General features: G+C 62.4%; 15 protein-coding genes and 1 tRNA gene. 9 read left to right on the forward strand and 7 right to left on the reverse strand.

Annotation, left to right across the window (positions count from 1 at the left end; genetic code table 11):
* Nucleotides 1-11: 11 nt before the first annotated feature.
* From DIE21_RS29585 to DIE21_RS29600, 4 genes are read right to left on the reverse strand one after another with little or no spacing between them, the layout of a single operon-like run.
* A complete protein-coding gene (locus DIE21_RS29585; protein WP_124500995.1) occupies nucleotides 12-743 on the reverse strand; it encodes a putative type VI secretion system effector in 732 nt (243 codons plus the stop codon).
* Nucleotides 740-3640: a T6SS effector BTH_I2691 family protein gene (locus DIE21_RS29590; RefSeq protein ID WP_124500996.1), complete on the reverse strand. Its 2901-nt coding sequence runs from the start codon at nucleotides 3638-3640 to the stop codon at nucleotides 740-742. The genes DIE21_RS29585 and DIE21_RS29590 overlap by 4 nt, the downstream gene beginning before the upstream one ends.
* A 43-nt stretch (nucleotides 3641-3683) precedes the next feature.
* Nucleotides 3684-4658: a DUF4123 domain-containing protein gene (locus tag DIE21_RS29595; RefSeq protein WP_124500997.1), complete on the reverse strand. Its 975-nt coding sequence runs from the start codon at nucleotides 4656-4658 to the stop codon at nucleotides 3684-3686.
* A gap of 6 nt (nucleotides 4659-4664) precedes the next feature.
* Nucleotides 4665-7196: a type VI secretion system Vgr family protein gene (locus DIE21_RS29600; protein WP_124500998.1), complete on the reverse strand. Its 2532-nt coding sequence runs from the start codon at nucleotides 7194-7196 to the stop codon at nucleotides 4665-4667.
* A gap of 308 nt (nucleotides 7197-7504) precedes the next feature.
* On the opposite strand from DIE21_RS29600, the gene DIE21_RS37970 reads away from it, so the two are divergent.
* The 3 genes from DIE21_RS37970 to DIE21_RS29615 all read left to right on the forward strand — a co-directional run bounded on the left by DIE21_RS37970 (nucleotide 7505) and on the right by DIE21_RS29615 (nucleotide 9500).
* Nucleotides 7505-8233: a hypothetical protein gene (locus tag DIE21_RS37970; RefSeq protein ID WP_260432561.1), complete on the forward strand. Its 729-nt coding sequence runs from the start codon at nucleotides 7505-7507 to the stop codon at nucleotides 8231-8233.
* Nucleotides 8234-8343: 110 nt separating this feature from the next.
* Nucleotides 8344-9312, forward strand: a complete 969-nt coding sequence (locus DIE21_RS29610) for a DUF932 domain-containing protein (RefSeq protein WP_124501012.1) — start codon at nucleotides 8344-8346, stop codon at nucleotides 9310-9312.
* On the forward strand, nucleotides 9309-9500 hold the full coding sequence (locus DIE21_RS29615) for a hypothetical protein (protein ID WP_124500999.1): 192 nt from the start codon (nucleotides 9309-9311) through the stop codon (nucleotides 9498-9500). Before DIE21_RS29610 ends, DIE21_RS29615 begins: the two co-directional genes overlap by 4 nt.
* A 367-nt stretch (nucleotides 9501-9867) precedes the next feature.
* Here the strand turns inward: DIE21_RS29615 and DIE21_RS29620 are convergent.
* A tRNA-Arg gene (locus DIE21_RS29620) sits at nucleotides 9868-9944 on the reverse strand.
* A gap of 183 nt (nucleotides 9945-10127) precedes the next feature.
* Nucleotides 10128-10958, reverse strand: a complete 831-nt coding sequence (locus DIE21_RS29625; protein ID WP_124501000.1) for an undecaprenyl-diphosphate phosphatase — start codon at nucleotides 10956-10958, stop codon at nucleotides 10128-10130.
* A gap of 484 nt (nucleotides 10959-11442) precedes the next feature.
* Between DIE21_RS29625 and DIE21_RS29630 the strand changes: the two genes are divergently transcribed.
* The 5 genes from DIE21_RS29630 (at nucleotide 11443) to DIE21_RS29650 (ending at nucleotide 16977) form a co-directional block, all read left to right on the forward strand.
* A complete protein-coding gene (locus tag DIE21_RS29630) occupies nucleotides 11443-12354 on the forward strand; it encodes an aldose epimerase (RefSeq protein ID WP_124501001.1) in 912 nt (303 codons plus the stop codon).
* 133 nt (nucleotides 12355-12487) lie between these two features.
* On the forward strand, nucleotides 12488-13180 hold the full coding sequence (locus tag DIE21_RS29635; protein ID WP_124501002.1) for a peptidoglycan DD-metalloendopeptidase family protein: 693 nt from the start codon (nucleotides 12488-12490) through the stop codon (nucleotides 13178-13180).
* A gap of 378 nt (nucleotides 13181-13558) precedes the next feature.
* On the forward strand, nucleotides 13559-15178 hold the full coding sequence (locus DIE21_RS29640; RefSeq protein WP_124501003.1) for an acyl-CoA synthetase: 1620 nt from the start codon (nucleotides 13559-13561) through the stop codon (nucleotides 15176-15178).
* A 91-nt stretch (nucleotides 15179-15269) separates the two neighbouring features.
* A complete protein-coding gene (locus DIE21_RS29645; protein WP_124501004.1) occupies nucleotides 15270-15596 on the forward strand; it encodes a DUF2288 domain-containing protein in 327 nt (108 codons plus the stop codon).
* A 10-nt stretch (nucleotides 15597-15606) separates the two neighbouring features.
* Nucleotides 15607-16977, forward strand: coding sequence for an MATE family efflux transporter (locus DIE21_RS29650; RefSeq protein WP_124501005.1), 1371 nt, complete (start codon nucleotides 15607-15609; stop codon nucleotides 16975-16977).
* Nucleotides 16978-16996: 19 nt separating this feature from the next.
* Here DIE21_RS29650 and DIE21_RS29655 read toward each other — a convergent pair whose 3' ends face one another.
* Nucleotides 16997-17188, reverse strand: a complete 192-nt coding sequence (locus tag DIE21_RS29655) for a hypothetical protein (RefSeq protein WP_124501006.1) — start codon at nucleotides 17186-17188, stop codon at nucleotides 16997-16999.
* A gap of 135 nt (nucleotides 17189-17323) precedes the next feature.
* Here DIE21_RS29655 and DIE21_RS37385 point away from each other — a divergent pair, with 135 nt between their 5' ends.
* Complete coding sequence (locus tag DIE21_RS37385; protein ID WP_162840567.1) at nucleotides 17324-17494, forward strand: hypothetical protein; 171 nt, start codon at nucleotides 17324-17326, stop codon at nucleotides 17492-17494.
* Nucleotides 17495-17728: the final 234 nt, after the last annotated feature.

A 17728-nucleotide genomic window follows, 5' to 3' on the forward strand; every position in this document is an offset into this window, starting at 1 on the left:
CGTCGATTACCTTACGGACGGTAGCGAAAGTAGTGAATGCCATATTCGAAATCCCGACCCTCCGGTTTCATCTGTTTCGACGAACGTATCAGGCTAATTTTACGTACGTCACTCCAGCCGTAACACGAGAAAATGACTTCGGCCAATCTTGCAAAGCGCTTCATCTTTAGATAAGCGCGGTAAAACAAGATCCAGAATATCAATAGAGAAAAGGCACCTGCCCCGCCTAGGACTATCATGAGAGTCATCCCGTCGATACCATCAGCGTCACGTGACAACATGAAGCACATTAGCGCGTAGATCGGCACAAAAAACCACAGCATGATCTTCATCAGCCAACGATAAAGAGCCGTTCTTCCCCTCGTTGCATGCGGATACACTGCGACCATGTCGTCCCGAACTCTCCGAATTGAATAGGCGAAGTAGCGGTCACGCGGCCTCAGTTCAGCAACGATTTCGACCTCGTCGCCGTCTTTCATCGGCATCTTCCAGAGCCATCCCTCGATCTGCTTGCCGTCGAGTTCAAACTCCACCCAGTCCGCTTCCTCCTCGGAATTCGCAGACGATTGGATCAACCCGATCGCCGATGCTCCCATGCCGGCCAACGCAGCACCCGCCGCCGTTGCCTGCATATAGGCATGCTCCGTTTCACTCAAGACGAAGTCCTGCTGGCGACGCCGGCACTTCAGCCTGCTGATCGTGCCTCGCAGCACCTGAACTGCATATTCACGCTCCAAACTCATGCCATCTCCGTCATTGCCTTATCGAAAGCTTTTTCCTGCTGGGCCATATCCGCATATTTTTCGACACTGTGATCTTTCACGCGGAGAATAGACTCTTGCCCGGTGCCAAATGCACAGCGAGAACACCACGATTCCAACTCGTTCGGAGTCAGGACGTCAGCGAGTACCTGAAGTGCAAGCAGCCCAATCGTCGCTTCCCATGTAATCAGCATGCTTACGACTCGGAGCGACGCAACCACTGCCACTCGAGATGCAACAGCCTCAACCGCCATGATGACCACGCGATTCCCGGAGCGAGCTGCCAACTTCTTGAATAGCGGTGCAGCAGTACTAATGGCATCGATCACAAAGGCCGTACCGGAGGCTACCCCCAGCAACGTTTTCGCAACCAGGACCCACATTACGTCGTACTGGCCACTCTTCAGCGTTTTTCGAGTTGCTCCGTAGTCCAACCAAGCCGCGGCGAATGCGCCGCCCCCCGACAAAAAGCCCCCTACCATCTTCCAGCTCAACGTCCGAACGGCCTTCTTCAGCGTACCGTAATACGGCGTCATCGTAATTGTGATGATCGACGCACTGAGCGACGCGCCCGACTTGATCAGCTTGGCGTTGGTATCTTCGTCCTTGGCTTCCGACAACAGATGCCAGAAGTTCACCAACTCACATAGCGCCGCAATCACAGCGATGCGGCCGAGACGAAGCTCCTTCAGTGCGTTCGCGTCCTTGTCCGCCTTCAACTTTTCCCACACCTCATACAACTCGGTAGTCGGATTCGGCCCTACCTTCGTCGACGCTGCCAACACGGTTCGCGCCGTGCGAAAGCGCTGCAAAATTTCGCTTCGGCTCACCTTGTCATACAGAGCCTGCTTGCGAACGAGCGTCAACGCATCCTCCATTGGTATGCCCGCCCTCTGGAGGAACAGCGTCTGCACAATCTTTTCCCCGACGAAATCTCCCAACTTATTGATTCGGAGCTTCTCGAAGACGCGATCACCGATATTCATGAGCAGAACGTCACGCCCTTGTTCCTTGTACATAGCCCCTAAGTACGAGATTTTCGCTGGATTTGTCTCAAGGGCCAGCTTCGAGTATTTTTTATAGTAATCAGTCAGCTTGCCAATGTACTTCACAGCCGTTACGACATATTTGACTCCATCGTCCTCTAACGGCTTATCCTTGTGCTCCAATGCGCTGGCGAGAAATTTTTCAAGTTCCTCGCGCCCCGCAGGATGGTTCATGGCGACTGCCCGCCACACGATGCTTTCCTTGTCCGTCGGCTTCCAGCGACCGACCAACTCATCGAGAATCGCAAGCCCGCTGGGAGTTGATCCCAGCCCGTCAATTGCCATTGCAACGACAACCTCGAACTCGAAGCTGTCACTGAGATCGTCGCAGTAATAATCCTCGAGCGTGTCCGCAAGAAGTGGCGCTCGCAGCCATTTCCCGACGTCGTTGCTGCGCGTTTCCTGCAATTGGAACACCGCGTCCTGCAATTTCTTGTACGGCTTGCGAAAATCCTCGAGCTGTTTGCGCTGAAGCCGAGCTTCGTACCGAGACCATTCGGACTTCTGCATCCTGTCTAGATTTCGATCATGGAACCCGGGCTGCGCTTTCGCATACTCACGCGCTTCGTTCATGATTTCATCGCGGTACTTGCCAAGGTAAGGCGCGCTTGAGGTCGCGCTGCCCGCGCTACTAAATCGACCAATCTGGATAAGACGCGTCTGATAGCTCCCCGGGATGTTGTTGGCAGCCATCCAGTCGAGATCGTCATAATACGCATTGACCTGCTGGGCGCGTGCAGCATCCGCGCCCGCGAGCGCTCTGGTGCGTTGCGCAGCCAAACCAGCGCGGGCTGTCGTCGAGCCGAGCGGGGTCATGGCATGCGCCTCTTTCGCCATCGCCTCCTGAGTTGCAAGGTTCTGTTTTGTACGCGAATCGACGATACGTTTGGCGGTGTCGATGTCGTTCAGGGCCATCACTTTCATGCCGAGTTCCTGCTGCGACCCATAGCGGTCAAGCCAAGACACTGGATCGTTGCGAAAGCCATTCAGCTCATGAACGTTGCCGACTGCATCCCACAAGGCGAGCAACATCGGGGGAAAGGTCGGCGGAGTTGCCCCGCCACCACCGGCATCGGCTTTTCCAACTTGGCCCATCATTTTCACAAGCGGCTGGCTCGCCGATGCTGGCGATGCCTGCCGAATGTTCAAGGGATAACGTGAGACCTCACGGGCGAGCAGATTTTCTCGATAGCTTCCATCGTCAGCAGTAAAGCGCTGCTTATCGTCAAGCAAACCAAGCTGCTTCGCATCAAGGCCCGGCATATACTCCAGCACATCGTTGATAGAAGACTCCGTTGCAACGACTGCGTGACCCGCCCCGTCCTTTCCCGTGGAGATCCATTTTGACGGCTCGATCCATTGCATGCGTTGTTTACGCAAGTCGACGTATATCTCGTATTTGTCGAAAGTCCGTGGATGCCATGCAAGTTGCGAAAACGCAATATAAACCTTGCCCGTACATAGTTCGGGTTGCTCGATCGCGATGACGTCCATCGGAACCGCAATGCTCGTCTTGGCACATGCCGGATGGGTGGTTGGAATCGACGGCAGCGGTCGCGATTGCTTCCACAACCTGCCGTCTTCAGTCACCTTGTATGCTTCCCAGTAACTGGTACCCCGTGCGCCTACTTCGTAGAAAAGATAGAGCCAACCGTCGCGCAAAGTCCGCAGGCCATACTGGTGCTCGGTGAGACCGACATTCGTCACGCGATCGCCGGTGATGCCAGCGGGCATCTTTGCCTTCACCGATTTAGGCAAGACGGTGTACCGCACCGGCAAGATCGGCAGTCCCGTCTTCTCACAGTTGGCACATTTCTGGTTATTTGCTGCCATACGCTCTCTTCGTATTGAATTCAGGCAATCTTGCCGACACCAATCAGCGGGACGACGAAGCGCTCAATCGCACGTACCAGGCGCGGTCTCGAATCTCCGCGACATCCTCTTTTGTCAATACAGCAACCGCTGCCGTATAAAACTCATCGGGCGCTCTTGCGCCCAAAAGCTGTAACACCTTCGGATGCAGGTCGAACTGCGGATGCCATGCTAACGCGTTCCCTATGAATGCAACGCAATCGTCCCGGTCGAAAAGTCCATAGTGCTCCGCACGAGTGGCGGCAGCGTCTGCGGCCGCAACTTCGGATTGCTCAGGTTGACGATCGACCGTCATTGCGTACAGCGCAAGCGCTCTATTTACTGGTCCATGGCGGTGGATCCGCTGCCATTGCTCCTCCGTCAGCGAAAGATCAGCACGCGACCCAGCTGGTACGCTGTACAGGCAAAATTTGGCGCATGCGTCGAGCGCATGCCACGCTTTTACCGGCCCCAGAAGCGCCTGCTGTTGCTCTTGGGAAAACATTGGCCAGATCAAACTGAGCGCTCGCGTATCGTAGAAACGTAGCGCACACGGCCGTCCTTCCTCGTTGTACTGCAGAACGTGACGGGACCAATGCTCGGCGACCTCCGTCAACGGCGCCTCGCTGGCGAGCCATCCACCGACCCGTTGCCCCAATCCTTCGGCCATCGAAATTGGTCGGCGATCCTCGAATGCGGCCCGCACACTCTCTACCAAAACCTCACTCCCCTCGGAAGTGGCAAGATCCAATTCGACGAGATAGGGCCTGTGACTGTCGGGAAACGCGTCGTGCTTGACCTCCACAATCGCACGCTTCAATTCCTGGAACCGCTCGGCTTCCTCGTGATCATTCGTGAAATCTCGCTGGCTCGGATCCACAACGAGATAGCAGCGCATCTCCGGCCGCTTGCTGAAATATGTGCGCAAGCTGCTGACAGCTGCGTCTATCACGGCAGCCTCCGGAGACTCGTCCATGCCGAGCGCGTCTGAGTTGTCCATACCCACTTACTCCAGCACAACGCTCGAAGCGCTATCTGCAGACGCCGAAGCCGTCTTCCATGCACACCCCTTCGGCACACTCGCAATCTGCGAAGGCAGGCGCATCGACGACGCACCCGGCTTGTCCCAGCTCGCGCACTTTTCGAGAATTTGACCACTGGTCCCGTTCTCGATCAGATCGGGCGTGATTTTGATGTACGAACCGCCCGCACCGATCCAGATCTCCTTCTCCGCCGAAATCACGACTTTCCCGTTCGAGCTGGTGATCGTTACGTCGTTGAGCGCTGAGAGCTTCATCTCGTCGCTCTGTGCCTGGATCTCGACCTTGCCCTTCGACGCAAACAGCTTGATCCCTGCGTTCTGCGCGAACAGGCTTATCTTCTCCATCACACTCGCGATCAGCGATTTGCCGGCGGCCACGTGCACGCTCTTGCCACTGACGATATTGACCTGCTGGTTCGCCGTAATTTGCGCTGAATCCTGCGTCGACAAACCCACACCTGCGGGACTGGCCATCAGCATGATCGGTGTCGAAAAGCCATTCGCATTGCCCGTGCCACCGCCGCCCGTCCGACCGCCGCTGCCCGCGCCGCCGCTCACGCTATAGTGCGTCGCATCAGTGAACTTCTTGAGCGCGTCCTGCCCCTCCTCCAGGCTCTCCGCCTGGTTCGCCGAACTCGCCTGTGACGTCAGATCAACAACGGTTTCCGCACTAGCTAACTGCTCGGATGCAGCCGTCACGTTCAACGGCTGGTTCGTTGCTGTCGGGTGTGTCGACACGAACAAGCCCTGTCCCGCCCGAATGGCACCGTAGGCATCCGATTTGAGGTCGAAACCGCTGCCGAGGAACGCACCGCGCGTATTGTCGGTCTGCTGGATCAGGTACCCCAGGTGCAAGTGCGACTGATAGCTGCTCGAGTAAAGGTGAACCCGATTCTGCTGCGTCGAGTCGTCCATTACGAGTTGGTTGTAGCCGGTGCCGCCGTACTCACGCGATCGCTGACCGGACAGCAAGCCGTTCGTGTGCCACACCGGCTGCGTAGCGCCCCCGTACATTCTCGCAATGATGACGGGCCGGTCACAGTCACCTTCCATGAAGCCGACGACCACTTCGTCGCCCTTGCGCAGCGGCTGAATCCCGCCACGGGTCGATCCCGCATCAAGAAACGTTGGGCGCACCCAGCACGATGCGCGCTCGTCCTGACCGTTGCGGCGGTTCCAGTGAAACCACACCTTCACCCGGTTCAGCGAATCGGTATACACCTCCTCGCCGCTTGGTCCGGCAACGATCGCGTTCTGCAACTGCATCACCGGCTTCTTGTGTTCGAACGGGCTACGGAATGGGACGTTGCGTGGCTGCGCCTCGACTACCACCTGAAAGAATCCTTCGCTGCCGTCTGCATGGCGAACCGTCGTGCCAGCCTTTGCTTGAGCGACTTCCGCAGCCAGCCCGTCGGGGAATTGCTCTGCTTCGTCCAGGCCAGGCAAATTATTGCAAATCAGCCAGTCAACCCCGAGCAGAACAAATTCGCGATCCGGTTGGCTGCCCGCATCATGCACCGGATGACCGCGAAGTTCGAAGCGCCGCCCCGGCATCGCGCAGCGCAAGCCACCGATGCCGTGAAAACGTTTCATCCGCGATTTGCGCTCTTCAAGCCGAATCTGGGCAAGACGCTCACCTTGCTCACGGTCCGACCACATGTACGCGCCAGGGTAGTCGTAGATCTCCCCATCGGTCGGCAACTGGCCGTCCACGTCGGTCACGCCCTGCACCTGCCGAGGGAGATCGGGGCGCTTATAGTCGAACGAGCGAGACGTCAGCTGCGCACTGTCAATCTGAAGCTGCTCCTTCCACTGCGCGAACCCGTCCAGTTCGCCGCTAATTTCCGTTGGGCCGAACTCGACAACCGGCTGCTTCAGCTCCGGGACAAAATAAACGTCGTCCGTCAGAACCATCGCGTGCGCCCGGCCGTTGTCTGCCTGCTCGAAGTATGGGAACACCCCCACTTCTTCGAGACTACGATGAACAAAGTTCAGGTCGTATTCCCACTGCACACGGTTCGAATACGACGGAAGCGGTTTATGCAGATCGAAACGATACGCGCCGCGCGCTTGCGAGTGCTCATTGAAAACGTCAGTCAGAATCTGCTCGCCGTTCTGCTCCTGCCAGTCACGCATGTCGCGGCGCAGGCGCAAGAAATAGAGCCAGGACGAGAACGCCAGCTTGTAAAATGTCAACGGCCCATCCGCTCCCAGCCTGCTGAACCGGTGAACGTAGCCGTGGATCGGCATGTATGAGCCGTCCGTCTGGTGGATCCAGAGCGTGACCGGCTTGGCGAGTAGCGCACTCAGTTCAATCTGGTTACCGCGTGGTGAAACGGCATCAATCACGAATTCGTAATCGCGACCGAGTCGAGCCGTTCCTTTCACATAGAGCGGCAATAACCAGTCGACGCCAAGCGGCGTGTCGAGTTTGACAAGACGATTGTATTGCGCGTCACCCAGACGCAACGTCTTATAAAGCGCGGTGTGGCCCATGCAGCTTTCCCTTGGTTGGTATTCAGGTGGGGTTTCTGCCGAGGGCTGATTATAAATGCCTTTCGGAACAACACGATAGTGCGCCGCGCATGCCGACCTATCTCGAATAAATTGGTGGCCTGACGTTCGTGCGTGAAATTGCCGGAATTTCACAATCTTCCAGGAACAAATTTCCGATTGCTTCGTGAGCCAGATTTTTTGAATCACATATCACTTTCCTGAACACGGCCAGCTACGGTCGCTCCGCTGACGCAATCCACGCTCCGCTGACGCAATCCAATGTCGGCGCACTTTGCTCAGGAGTTTTCGTGAATCCCACGCTCTACCTCACCATCCAAATCGGCGTCGGGCTCGCTCTCGTCACCATGTTCGGGTTCGGCTTCTACTGGTTGACAACCAAGGATCGCCCTGGCGGTCCAGACTCGTCGACACCGCCTATGCCCCAAGCCACTATTCCGGTCGATGAATTCGACGAATGGGAGGCGTACGCGCCATATCCCGATCACGCCGTTCACGCCGCGCATGAAGCCAGTGCTGCGCTCGTTGACTATCCGCCGTTCAGTCAGCATGGAGATCCCGCCTACGCGTCCCCTGCGACCGAAGCTCGCCACGATCTGCATGACGCAATTGAATCGTTGATGGGCGAGCCCGGCAAGCCCGTTACGGCACCGTCCAAGGCCGCCGCACCGTCATCGTCTGGCCCAGCAATCCGCTGTCCGCGTTGCCTGTCATCGCGAATCGACACGCGCAACCGCGGTCGCAAGGCCGGCAGCACCATCGGCAGCGTCGCCGGCGCGACAGGCGGCATGGCGGCCGCTATGGCGGGCGCTGAAACCGGTGCCCTCGTCGGCTCCGTCGCCGGACCAATCGGCACCATCTTCGGTGGGCTCGCCGGTGCGGTGATCGCCGGGCTCGTCGGCAGTGCCGCGGGCTGCGCGGCCGGGTCGGCCGTCGGCGCAGCGATCGATGACAACGTTCTCGACAACCACGCCTGTCTCGCCTGCGGCCACGCATTTAGCGTCAAGCAAGCCACATGATCCCCTCGTCGCCGGCAACTCGCGCGACATCGTCTCTTACCCTCCTCATTCGAACCAGTCCGGCGATTGCCGGGCTATATGCACGTGTCTATTTCTACAAGGGGTTGTTTATGCATCTCGTTCAAACCATGGCCTACGTCGGTGCCGAACCCTGGCACGGACTCGGCAACAAACTCTCGCCGAAACAACCGCTCGAAGTCTGGGCACAAGCCGCCGGGATGAACTGGCGGATCGAAGAAGCCGAAGTGCGGTTCGTCGCCGCAGGCAACCGCAGCCTCGGTTCGATCCACGCGTTTCCCGAACAGAAGGTGCTGTACCGCTCGGACACGAAGGCTCCGCTGAGTGTTGTGTCTTCTCGCTATCAGGTCGTGCAGCCCGAAGAAATTCTGGAGTTCTATCGCGACCTGACGGAGATCGGCGGCTTCCAGCTCGAGACGGCGGGTGTGCTACGCGAAGGGCGGAAACTCTGGGCGCTCGCGCGTACCGGCCAATCCGGTATGCTCAAGGGTAAAGACGAGATCAACGGCTATCTCCTCTTGGCGACCGCATGCGACGGAACGTTGGCAACCACCGCCCAGTTCACGTCGGTACGTGTCGTGTGTAATAAGACGCTGCAAATCGCGCTGGATCACAACGTCGGTGCAATCAAGGTCTCGCACCGCTCGCAGTTCGATGCGGCGGTGGTCAAACGCCAGCTTGGCATCGCGGTCTCGACGTGGGATGCGTTCATGGCACGCACCAAGGCGCTGTCCGAACGCAAGGTGACGGACTCGGCAGCCGAAGCCTTCCTGCGCCGCGTGCTGACCTACTCGACTGCCAATCTCCCTGATCGCGAAACGGTTGCCGTCAACGAGCGCGCCATCAAGGCGGTTGGTCAGCTCTATGCTGGGCGTGGCAAGGGGGCAGACCTGGCGTCGGCATCGGGGACGGCATGGGGCTTGCTCAACAGCGTGACGGAATACGTCGATCATCATCGCCGCGCACGTAGCGACGATCACCGCCTTGATGCCGCATGGTTCGGTGCAGGTGCGACGTTGAAGCAGCGAGCCTGGGACGAGGCAATGAAGCTTGTCGCATGACCAAGCTCATCCTGCCTCTGGCCGTCGACATGCGCATTCAGATTCCGCGCAGCGCAGGGTTACGGTTCGGCGGGCGTCACGCCACGATCCTGCAAATCAAATCCCAAGGTACAACTGTCCACTTAGGGAACGGCAAACTCGCTGGTCATCGGATCTGTCAGGAACCACACACCGCTTCCGGTGATTAGGCAGACACCGCCCCCAATTTCACCGCTCCGGGCGACTTGATTTTATCGCGACATACATGAAGGTCTCCGACAGGCACTCGGCCCAGAACTTCGCGGAACTCATCCCGCGTCCGCGCCAACACTTGGACACGTAATTGATGCGGCATCAAAAACCACTAAGGCCACCCATCGGATTCGAGCGTCGGGGCCGCGTGCTTCGTTGCATGAACACTCGTCGCACCCGCCCAAGCCCAACTCGGGCCCGTCCGGCGAACAAAAGAGCATCGATGTGCATCCACGTTGACCCAATTGGGTTACATAGCGGTTACATGAACATGCCGATTTGACAAGGATCGCCTGAAAATATCAGCTAACACACTGATTTCATTGGCCCGCCCTACACGATTCGAACGTGTGACCTACGGCTTAGAAGGCCGTTGCTCTATCCAACTGAGCTAAGGGCGGTCGAGGGAAAAAGACACGGCCGCACAACCCGGACCGCATTTGACGCGCGAGGCTTCGAGCACCACCACCACAACCACGAACTCAAAGCCCCGAAACGAAACGGGCCCGGCATGAAGCCGAGCCCAAAATTATACCCGATCATCGCGTCATATCCCACGAGACGCGCGACCGGCGCCGCAGCCATCAAACCGGCTGCGGATGCAGCATGAACCACCCGAGACAGAACACCCCGGCAATCACGCAATACACGCCGAACGAAGCCAACCGCCCGCGCCCTTCGAAATAGCGCATCAGGAACCGCACGCTCAGATAGGCCGCAATCGCCGTCAGCACACCACCGAGCAGCGCATCCGCGAGCTGGTCGCGCGCGTGGAACAGCTTCGGCAGCTCGAGCACGCCCGCAGCAAAAATGATCGGCGTGCCGAGCAGGAACGAAAACTCCGCCGCCTTCTCCGCGGTCAGCCCGGCCACATTGCCGGCGATCATCGTCAGCCCGCTGCGCGAGAAACCCGGAATCAGCGCGCCGATCTGCGCGAGGCCCACGAAGAACGCCTGCTTGAACGTCATCTTCTCCGGCGGCTGGTGCGCACGGCTGCGCTGGATACGATCGCCGACCCACAGCAGCACGCCGTTGATGATCAGCGCGATCGCGACGATCCGGAGATCGTGGAACACGCGCTCGATGCGTTTCTCGAGCAGCAGGCCGACGATCCCCGTCGGGATCGTGCCGATGATCAGCGCCCACATCAGGTGCCCGTCGTCATTCTTGCGGCCGCCGAGCTGCGCGAAGAAACCGCCGATCAACGCGATCCAGCGCGCACGGAAATACCACAGCAGCGCGAGCGCGGTGCCGAGGTGAAGCGCGACGAGGAACGGCAGCAACTGCGGCGCATGCTTGTCGATGTGCATGCCGAACAGCGCGGGCACGAGCAGCGTGTGGCCGAGACTGCTGACGGGGAAGAGTTCGGTGACGCCCTGCAGGACGCTCAGGAATACCAGAAACCAGAGACTCACGCGTCGGTCCTTTTAGTGGTGGTCAATCGGGTAGAGAAGCGGACGACGCATCGCGCGTCCGAAAAACGCGCCCCGATTATGCCGAGCCAGGATTACCGCGCCAAGGCATTTGGCAGGTTATTGCGGCAATGCACACAAACGCTTGCAATTTGTAAGCATCTGGAAAGCAAAAAGCCCGCCATTTGCATGGCGGGCCTTGCGATTCCGGCAGAAATTGCCGTCAGCGGCCGAGCTGGTAGAAAAACAGTACCGTGCTGCCGGTGAACATGCCGAACAGTGCGATTCCCATTGCCATTGCCAGATCCATGGCCCCCTCCACGAAGTGTCATGACCCGGCAACATCACCGGTTTAGAGGCATTATCCCGACAGCCGACACTCTGAAAAACTCGCGATTTCCCGAGAAGGGTTTTCCCCGACCGCCTCGCGGCCCGATAATGGAGCGCGCCATCGCGCACCCGCCCACCCTGTTCATACCGATTCGCCATGCCGATCTTCCAGCAGCACGACATTCATGAACTCCACGCCGGCCCGTCGCTCGTTCGGGTCGCCCCGCAATTCGGCGGCCGCCTGCTGTCGTGGCACGTCGACGGCGAGCCGATCATCTTCTGGCCGGAAACGGCCGACTGGAGCAACCTCGCGCGCGTGCGCGGCGGCAATCCGCTGCTGTTCCCGTTCCTCGGCCGCCATCGCGTCGACGGCGAACTGGGTCGCTGGCGCGACGCCGCCGGCGTGGTCCGCGACTTGCCGATGCACGGTTTCGCGCGCGACCTGCCGTTCGCGGCACAACCGTCGGCCGACGGCGCCGCGCTGTCGATGACGCTCGATGCGGACGACGCGCTGCGCGACAGCTATCCATTCGATTTCCGGTTCGAGACGACCTACCGGCTTGCCGACACCCACACGCTCGACGTTGCACTCACCACGACCAACCGCGGCGCCACGCCGCTGCCCTACTACGCGGGCCACCATTTCTACTTCGCGCTACCGCACGGCGAACGTGCGCAAACCACGCTGGAACTGCCGCCGACGCGCCGCTGCCTGCAGCGCGCCGACGGCTCGATCAGCCCGCTCGAGCCCGGCAAAGCGTCGTACAGCCTCGGCGACCCGGACATCCTCGACCGCTTCCACTGCCTCGACGGCGCGCCGTCCACGCCGGTGCGCATCGTGATGCCGGGCCGCGGCCGCACGATCGAGATCGCACTCGACGTCCCGGGCTCGATCCCGTGGTACGCGGTGACGACCTGGACCGAAAAGCCGGAATCGGACTTCTACTGCGTCGAGCCATGGCTCGGCCTGCCGGACGCGATCCACAACGGTCTCGGGCTGCGCATGCTCGCCCCGGGCGCGACCGAAACGGCCACGCTGCGGATTCGCGCGCTGCCGCTCGCCGGCTGACATCGACCGCACCGAACCGGTGCGCGCCGGCCGCGCCCGCGGCCCGAAACTGCGGTGCGCGGGTCGAACCCGTTAAAATCTGACGTTTTGTATTGCCTGCCGCGTTACGCGCGGCAGGGTTTTGCGAGGTTCAATGTTCGGAACAACAACGAAGCGGCTCTTCGCGGCCGCCTGCGCCGCACTGCTCGTCGCGTGCGGCTCCGCACCCGTCGGCCCGGGTTACTACCGCGTCGAGCGCGGCGACACGCTCTACAAGATCGCGCGCGAGAATCGCACGTCGACGGCGAACATCGTGCGCTGGAACCAGATCACGAACCCCGACGCGATCGAGGTCGGCCAGGTGCTGCGCGTCGCGCCGCCGCCCGGCACGACGACCGCGTCGACCACCGGCACCGGCAGCGCGGGCCGCAGCCGCCCCGCGCCTTCCGCGCCGGTCGAATCGGCCGTCAAGCCGTCCACCAGCATCGCGCTGATCTGGCCGGCCGCCGGCAACGTGGTGCGCACGTTCGACGGTTCGAAATCCAAGGGCATCGATATCGCGAACTCCCCGGGCACGCCGGTGCTGGCCGCCGCGCCGGGCACGGTCGTCTATGCGGGTAACGGCTTGCGCGGCTACGGCAACCTGATCATCCTCAAGCACAACGCCGATTACCTGACGGCCTACGCGCACAACCGTGCGCTGCTCGTGAAGGAAGGCCAGTCGGTCACGCAGGGGCAGACGATCGCGGAGATGGGCAACAGCGACAGCGATCGCATCGCGCTGCATTTCGAGCTGCGCTACGGCGGCCGCTCGATCGATCCGGCCCGCTACCTGCCGGCGCGCTGAACGCGCCACCGTCGACGAGGGGGCGACACGCGATGCCGGCATGCATCGCATGTCGTCGCGAGGACAATCGGGAAGGTTGTGTCAGCGCTTGCGCAGACGGCCGGTGAAACGGCCGGACAACGGATCGACGCGGCTGGCAAACACCACCAGCGCCCCGATTCCGAACAGGCTGAACCCCGCAGCTATCAGAAGCAGATCCATGGTCACATCACTGTTTTGTCGTGATCTTATGCGTCATTGTGGAATCGTGCACTGAGCCGTCCCCGTTGCACGAGCCCGAACATTCCCTATCTATCAGACGCCATTGTGGTTCGGTCGCATGAAATGCAGATGTAAGCCATCGACCGGATCCGTCGATCGACGTCAAGGAGACCCGCGATGCTGCCCGCCGCCGAACGCTACGACGACCTGCTCTCCCGCTTCCGGTGGGAGATTCCGGCCCGCTACAACATCGGCGTGGACGTCTGCGACAAGTGGGCCGACGGCAGCGGTCGGCTCGCGCTGATCCATGAAACGTCACACGGCGACGTGTCGCGCATCACGTTCGACGACCTGAGGAATGCCTCTAACCGGCTCGCGAACAGCTTTGCGCGTGCGGGCCTGCAACGCGGCGACCGCATCGCGATCTTCCTTGCGCAGGGCCCCGAAACGGCGATCGCCCATCTCGCCGCGTACAAGCTCGGCGCGATCGCGGTGCCGCTCTTCACGCTGTTCGGCATCGACGCGCTCGAATACCGGCTCGCGAACAGCGAAGCCGCCGCGCTCGTCACCGACGCGGCCGGCTACGCGAAGATCGCGCCGCTGCGCGTGCAACTGCCGGCGCTGCACACGTGCTACTGCATCGGCGACGACGTGCCCGACGCGCCGGGTGTGCTGCGCTACGACGACGCCCTCGCCGCCGAATCACCGGATTTCGTGCCGGCCGACACCGCCGCCGACGATCCGGCGGTGATCATCTATACGTCCGGGACGACCGGCAAGCCGAAAGGCGCGCTGCACGCGCATCGCGTACTGCTGGGCCACCTGCCGGGCGTCGAGATGTCGCAGCAATGCTTCCCGCGCGACGCGCGCCTGTTCTGGACACCCGCCGACTGGGCATGGATCGGCGGGCTGCTCGACGTGCTGCTGCCGTCATGGCATCACGGCGTGCCCGTGCTCGCGCGCCGCTTCGAGAAGTTCGACGGCGAGGCCGCGTTCGCACTGATGGCGCGGCACGGCGTGACCCACGCGTTCCTGCCGCCCACCGCGCTGAAGCTGATGCGCACGGTGCCTGCGCCGCGCGAGCGCCACACGCTGGCGCTGAAATCGGTCGCGAGCGGTGGAGAATCGCTCGGCACCGAGTTGACGGCCTGGGGGCGCGACGCGCTCGGCGTGACGATCAACGAGTTCTACGGGCAGACCGAATGCAACATGGTGCTGTCGTCGTGCGCCGCGCTGTTCGACGCGCAGCCCGGTGCGATCGGCAAGGCCGTGCCCGGTCATACGGTCGCGATCGTCGACGAGCGCGGCACGCCGCTGCCGCCCGGCTTCGAGGGGCGCATCGCGGTGCGCCGCCCCGATCCGGTGATGTTCATCGAATACTGGCGCAATCCCGCCGCGACGCGCGACAAGTTCGCGGGTGACTACCTGCTCACCGGCGACACCGGCACGATCGCCGCCGACGGGTTCGTGCGCTTCGTCGGCCGCGACGACGACGTGATCACCAGCGCCGGCTACCGGATCGGCCCGGGGCCGATCGAGGACTGCCTGCTCACGCATCCGGCGGTGCGGATGGCGGCCGTCGTCGGCGTGCCCGACCCGACGCGCACCGAGATCGTCAAGGCGTTCGTCGTGCTGAACCCCGGCCATGTCGGCGACGACGCACTCGTCCAGGCACTGCAGGCGCACGTGCGCACGCGCCTGGCCGCACATGAGTACCCGCGCGCGATCGCGTTCGTCGACAGCCTGCCGATGACGGCGACCGGCAAGATCGTGCGCCGCGCGCTGCGCGACGCGTGAACCGGGCGCGGCCGCGCCGGGCGGCCGCCCGGTCGCCCGGTCGCCCGGATGGTTTATAGTGGCGCCACGCAGTCTTTCCAGCACACGACCGATGTCCTCCCACCAACACGAATCCGCCGCGGGCGCGTCGCACAGCCCGCTCTACGCCAAACTCCTCGGCGAAACCGCCAAGATCGACTGGTGCGATCTCGAGCGCTTCTTCGCGCAGGGCAAGCTGCTGTCGGTCGCGCGCGATCTCGATCTCGTCAGCGTCGCGGAAGCGATTGCCGGCGACGACGCGGAACAGGTCACGCGCTGGCTGTCGTCCGGCCTCGTCGCGCGCATGCCGGCGGAAACCGCCGCCGACTTCGCGGCGCGTAATCCGGAGCTGTGGGCGGTCGTCGTGTCGCCGTGGGTCTGCGTGCAGGAACGCGCCTGACGCGTCCGCCATGCCCGAATCCGCATTACCGCACGGGGCCGGCGCCGGGTCGGCCGCCGTCTCGCACCGGCGCGTCCTCGCGCTCGCCTTCCCGATCGTCCTGGCGAACCTGACCCAGCCGATCCTCGGCGCGGTCGATACGGCCGTCGCCGGCCACCTCGATGGCGCACAGTATCTCGGCGGCGTCGCGCTCGGCGGGCTGTTCTTCAATTTCGTGTTCTGGGGCTTCGGCTTCCTGCGCATGGGCACGACCGGCCTCGTCGCGCAGGCGCACGGTGCCGGCGACGCCGCCGGCATCCGCCTGGACGTGCTGCGCGCGCTGATCGTCGCATTCGCGCTCGGCGCCGCGGTGCTCGCGCTGCAGGTGCCGCTGCTGTCGTTCGCGCTGACCGCGCTGGGCGGCAGCGAAGCCGTCCACGCAACCGCGCTGGCCTACGGCCACGCGCGGATCTGGAGCGCGCCGTTCGCACTCGCGAACTACGTGGTGCTCGGCTACCTGCTCGGCGTGCAGCGCGTCCGGCTCGCGCTCGTCGCCCAGGTGTTCATCAACGCAGTGAACATCGGCGCCGTGCTGCTGTACGTGTACGGCTTCGGCTGGGGCATTGCCGGGATCGGTGCGGCGACCGCGACCGCCGACGCGTGCGGCTTCGCGCTCGGCGCCTGGATGCTGTGGCGGCTGCGGCCGCGCGGCCTCGCGCCACTTGCCGCGCGTGCGCTGGCCGACCGTGCGGCGCTCAAACGGCTGATCGTGCTCAATCGCGACATCTTCCTGCGCACGCTGTGCCTGCTCGGCGCGTTCGGCTGGTTCGCGCACCTCGGCGCGAAACAGGGCGACGCGACGCTCGCGGCCAACGCATTGCTGCTGAATTTCCAGACCTTCATGGCGTACGGGCTCGACGGCTTCGCGCATGCGGCCGAGGCGCTCGTCGGCGCCGCAGCAGGCGCGCGCGACCGCGCCGCATTCCGGCAGGCCGTGCGCGTCACGCTGCTGTGGTCCGCGCTCGGCGCGCTGCTGTTCGCGCTCGTCTACTGGGCGGCCGGCGGCTGGATCGTCGCGCGGCTGACCGACCAGGCCGAGATCCGCGCGGTCGCGCTGCAATATCTGCCGTGGGCGGCAATTTCGCCGATCGTATCCGTGTGGGGGTTCCAACTCGATGGCGTGTTCATCGGCGCGACGCAGACGCAATCGCTGATGCGCGCGATGGTCGCGTCGTTCGCGATCTTCATTGCCGCGACGCTGGCCGTCGTCGGCCCGTTCGGCAATCACGGGCTGTGGTTCGCGCTGCTGCTGTTCATGGCCGCGCGCGGCGCGACGCTCGCGCGCTACCTGCCGGCGCTGGTGCGCCGGATCGGCGCCGACGCACGCGCGGCCGGCGCCTGACTGCCGCGCGGGCCCGAGGTTATTGTGCGGGTGTGGACGCGGGCGCTGACGGCGCCGGCTCCCCGAGCATCGACGGCGGCGTCATGTCGGTCGGCACGCCATGGTAATCGGCCGGATCTTGCGGCGGGTGGCCGCGACGGGCCTGGCGGGGATCGCTGGCACAGCCGGCAAGAATGGACGCGGCCAGCACGGCCAGCATGAAACGGGACATCGGGAAGGCTCCGGAAAACGGCGCGCCCATCGCGCGCCAGGACCGCGACGAGTCTAGCTGAATTCCCGGTTAGGGGTCGTCCCGCGTATGTTCTAGTATGTAGCCATGGCGCTGTGCCGTTGAAAGGAGGCTGCCATGTCGTCTGAAGAAATCGCTGGCCTGATCGGCCTGTTTATCGGCCTGATGGTGCTCGTCGCCCTGTCCTACTTCGAATCGCGCGAATACAAGCGCAGCCACGGCGGCGAAGGGATGATCCATCACTGGATGGCCGAACACCACCTGCTCGACTGGCGGCGCAAGCACTAGGCAACCCGCCGTAGTCGACGGCGCCGCCGCACGCGGCGACCGCCCGCAAACGTGCCGTTGCGGCACGGTGGCAATCCTATATCGTTGAAATTAACAGGGCCGGATAAATCCGCACGATCCGAATGGTCGAACGCCGTCGCGCCGCAGACGGGAGCGCGGCCGCGGTGGGAAAGAAGGGCGCCGCCACCCCCCCGCCGCCCGTGGGGGGTGGAAACCCACGGAGGGCCGGGGGGT

Origin of the sequence: Burkholderia sp. Bp9140, assembly GCF_003853425.1 — a bacterium.
GTDB lineage: Bacteria > Pseudomonadota > Gammaproteobacteria > Burkholderiales > Burkholderiaceae > Burkholderia.

Coding starts and splice junctions, on each gene's coding strand:
- DIE21_RS29585 (WP_124500995.1), bottom strand. CDS start 743: ATGAGTTTGGAGCGTGAATATGCAGTTCAGGTGCTGCGAGGCACGATC.
- DIE21_RS29590 (WP_124500996.1), bottom strand. CDS start 3,640: ATGGCAGCAAATAACCAGAAATGTGCCAACTGTGAGAAGACGGGACTG.
- DIE21_RS29595 (WP_124500997.1), bottom strand. CDS start 4,658: ATGGACAACTCAGACGCGCTCGGCATGGACGAGTCTCCGGAGGCTGCC.
- DIE21_RS29600 (WP_124500998.1), bottom strand. CDS start 7,196: ATGGGCCACACCGCGCTTTATAAGACGTTGCGTCTGGGTGACGCGCAA.
- DIE21_RS29610 (WP_124501012.1), top strand. CDS start 8,344: ATGCATCTCGTTCAAACCATGGCCTACGTCGGTGCCGAACCCTGGCAC.
- DIE21_RS29615 (WP_124500999.1), top strand. CDS start 9,309: ATGACCAAGCTCATCCTGCCTCTGGCCGTCGACATGCGCATTCAGATT.
- DIE21_RS29630 (WP_124501001.1), top strand. CDS start 11,443: ATGCCGATCTTCCAGCAGCACGACATTCATGAACTCCACGCCGGCCCG.
- DIE21_RS29635 (WP_124501002.1), top strand. CDS start 12,488: ATGTTCGGAACAACAACGAAGCGGCTCTTCGCGGCCGCCTGCGCCGCA.
- DIE21_RS29640 (WP_124501003.1), top strand. CDS start 13,559: ATGCTGCCCGCCGCCGAACGCTACGACGACCTGCTCTCCCGCTTCCGG.
- DIE21_RS29645 (WP_124501004.1), top strand. CDS start 15,270: ATGTCCTCCCACCAACACGAATCCGCCGCGGGCGCGTCGCACAGCCCG.
- DIE21_RS29650 (WP_124501005.1), top strand. CDS start 15,607: ATGCCCGAATCCGCATTACCGCACGGGGCCGGCGCCGGGTCGGCCGCC.
- DIE21_RS29655 (WP_124501006.1), bottom strand. CDS start 17,188: ATGTCCCGTTTCATGCTGGCCGTGCTGGCCGCGTCCATTCTTGCCGGC.
- DIE21_RS37385 (WP_162840567.1), top strand. CDS start 17,324: ATGTCGTCTGAAGAAATCGCTGGCCTGATCGGCCTGTTTATCGGCCTG.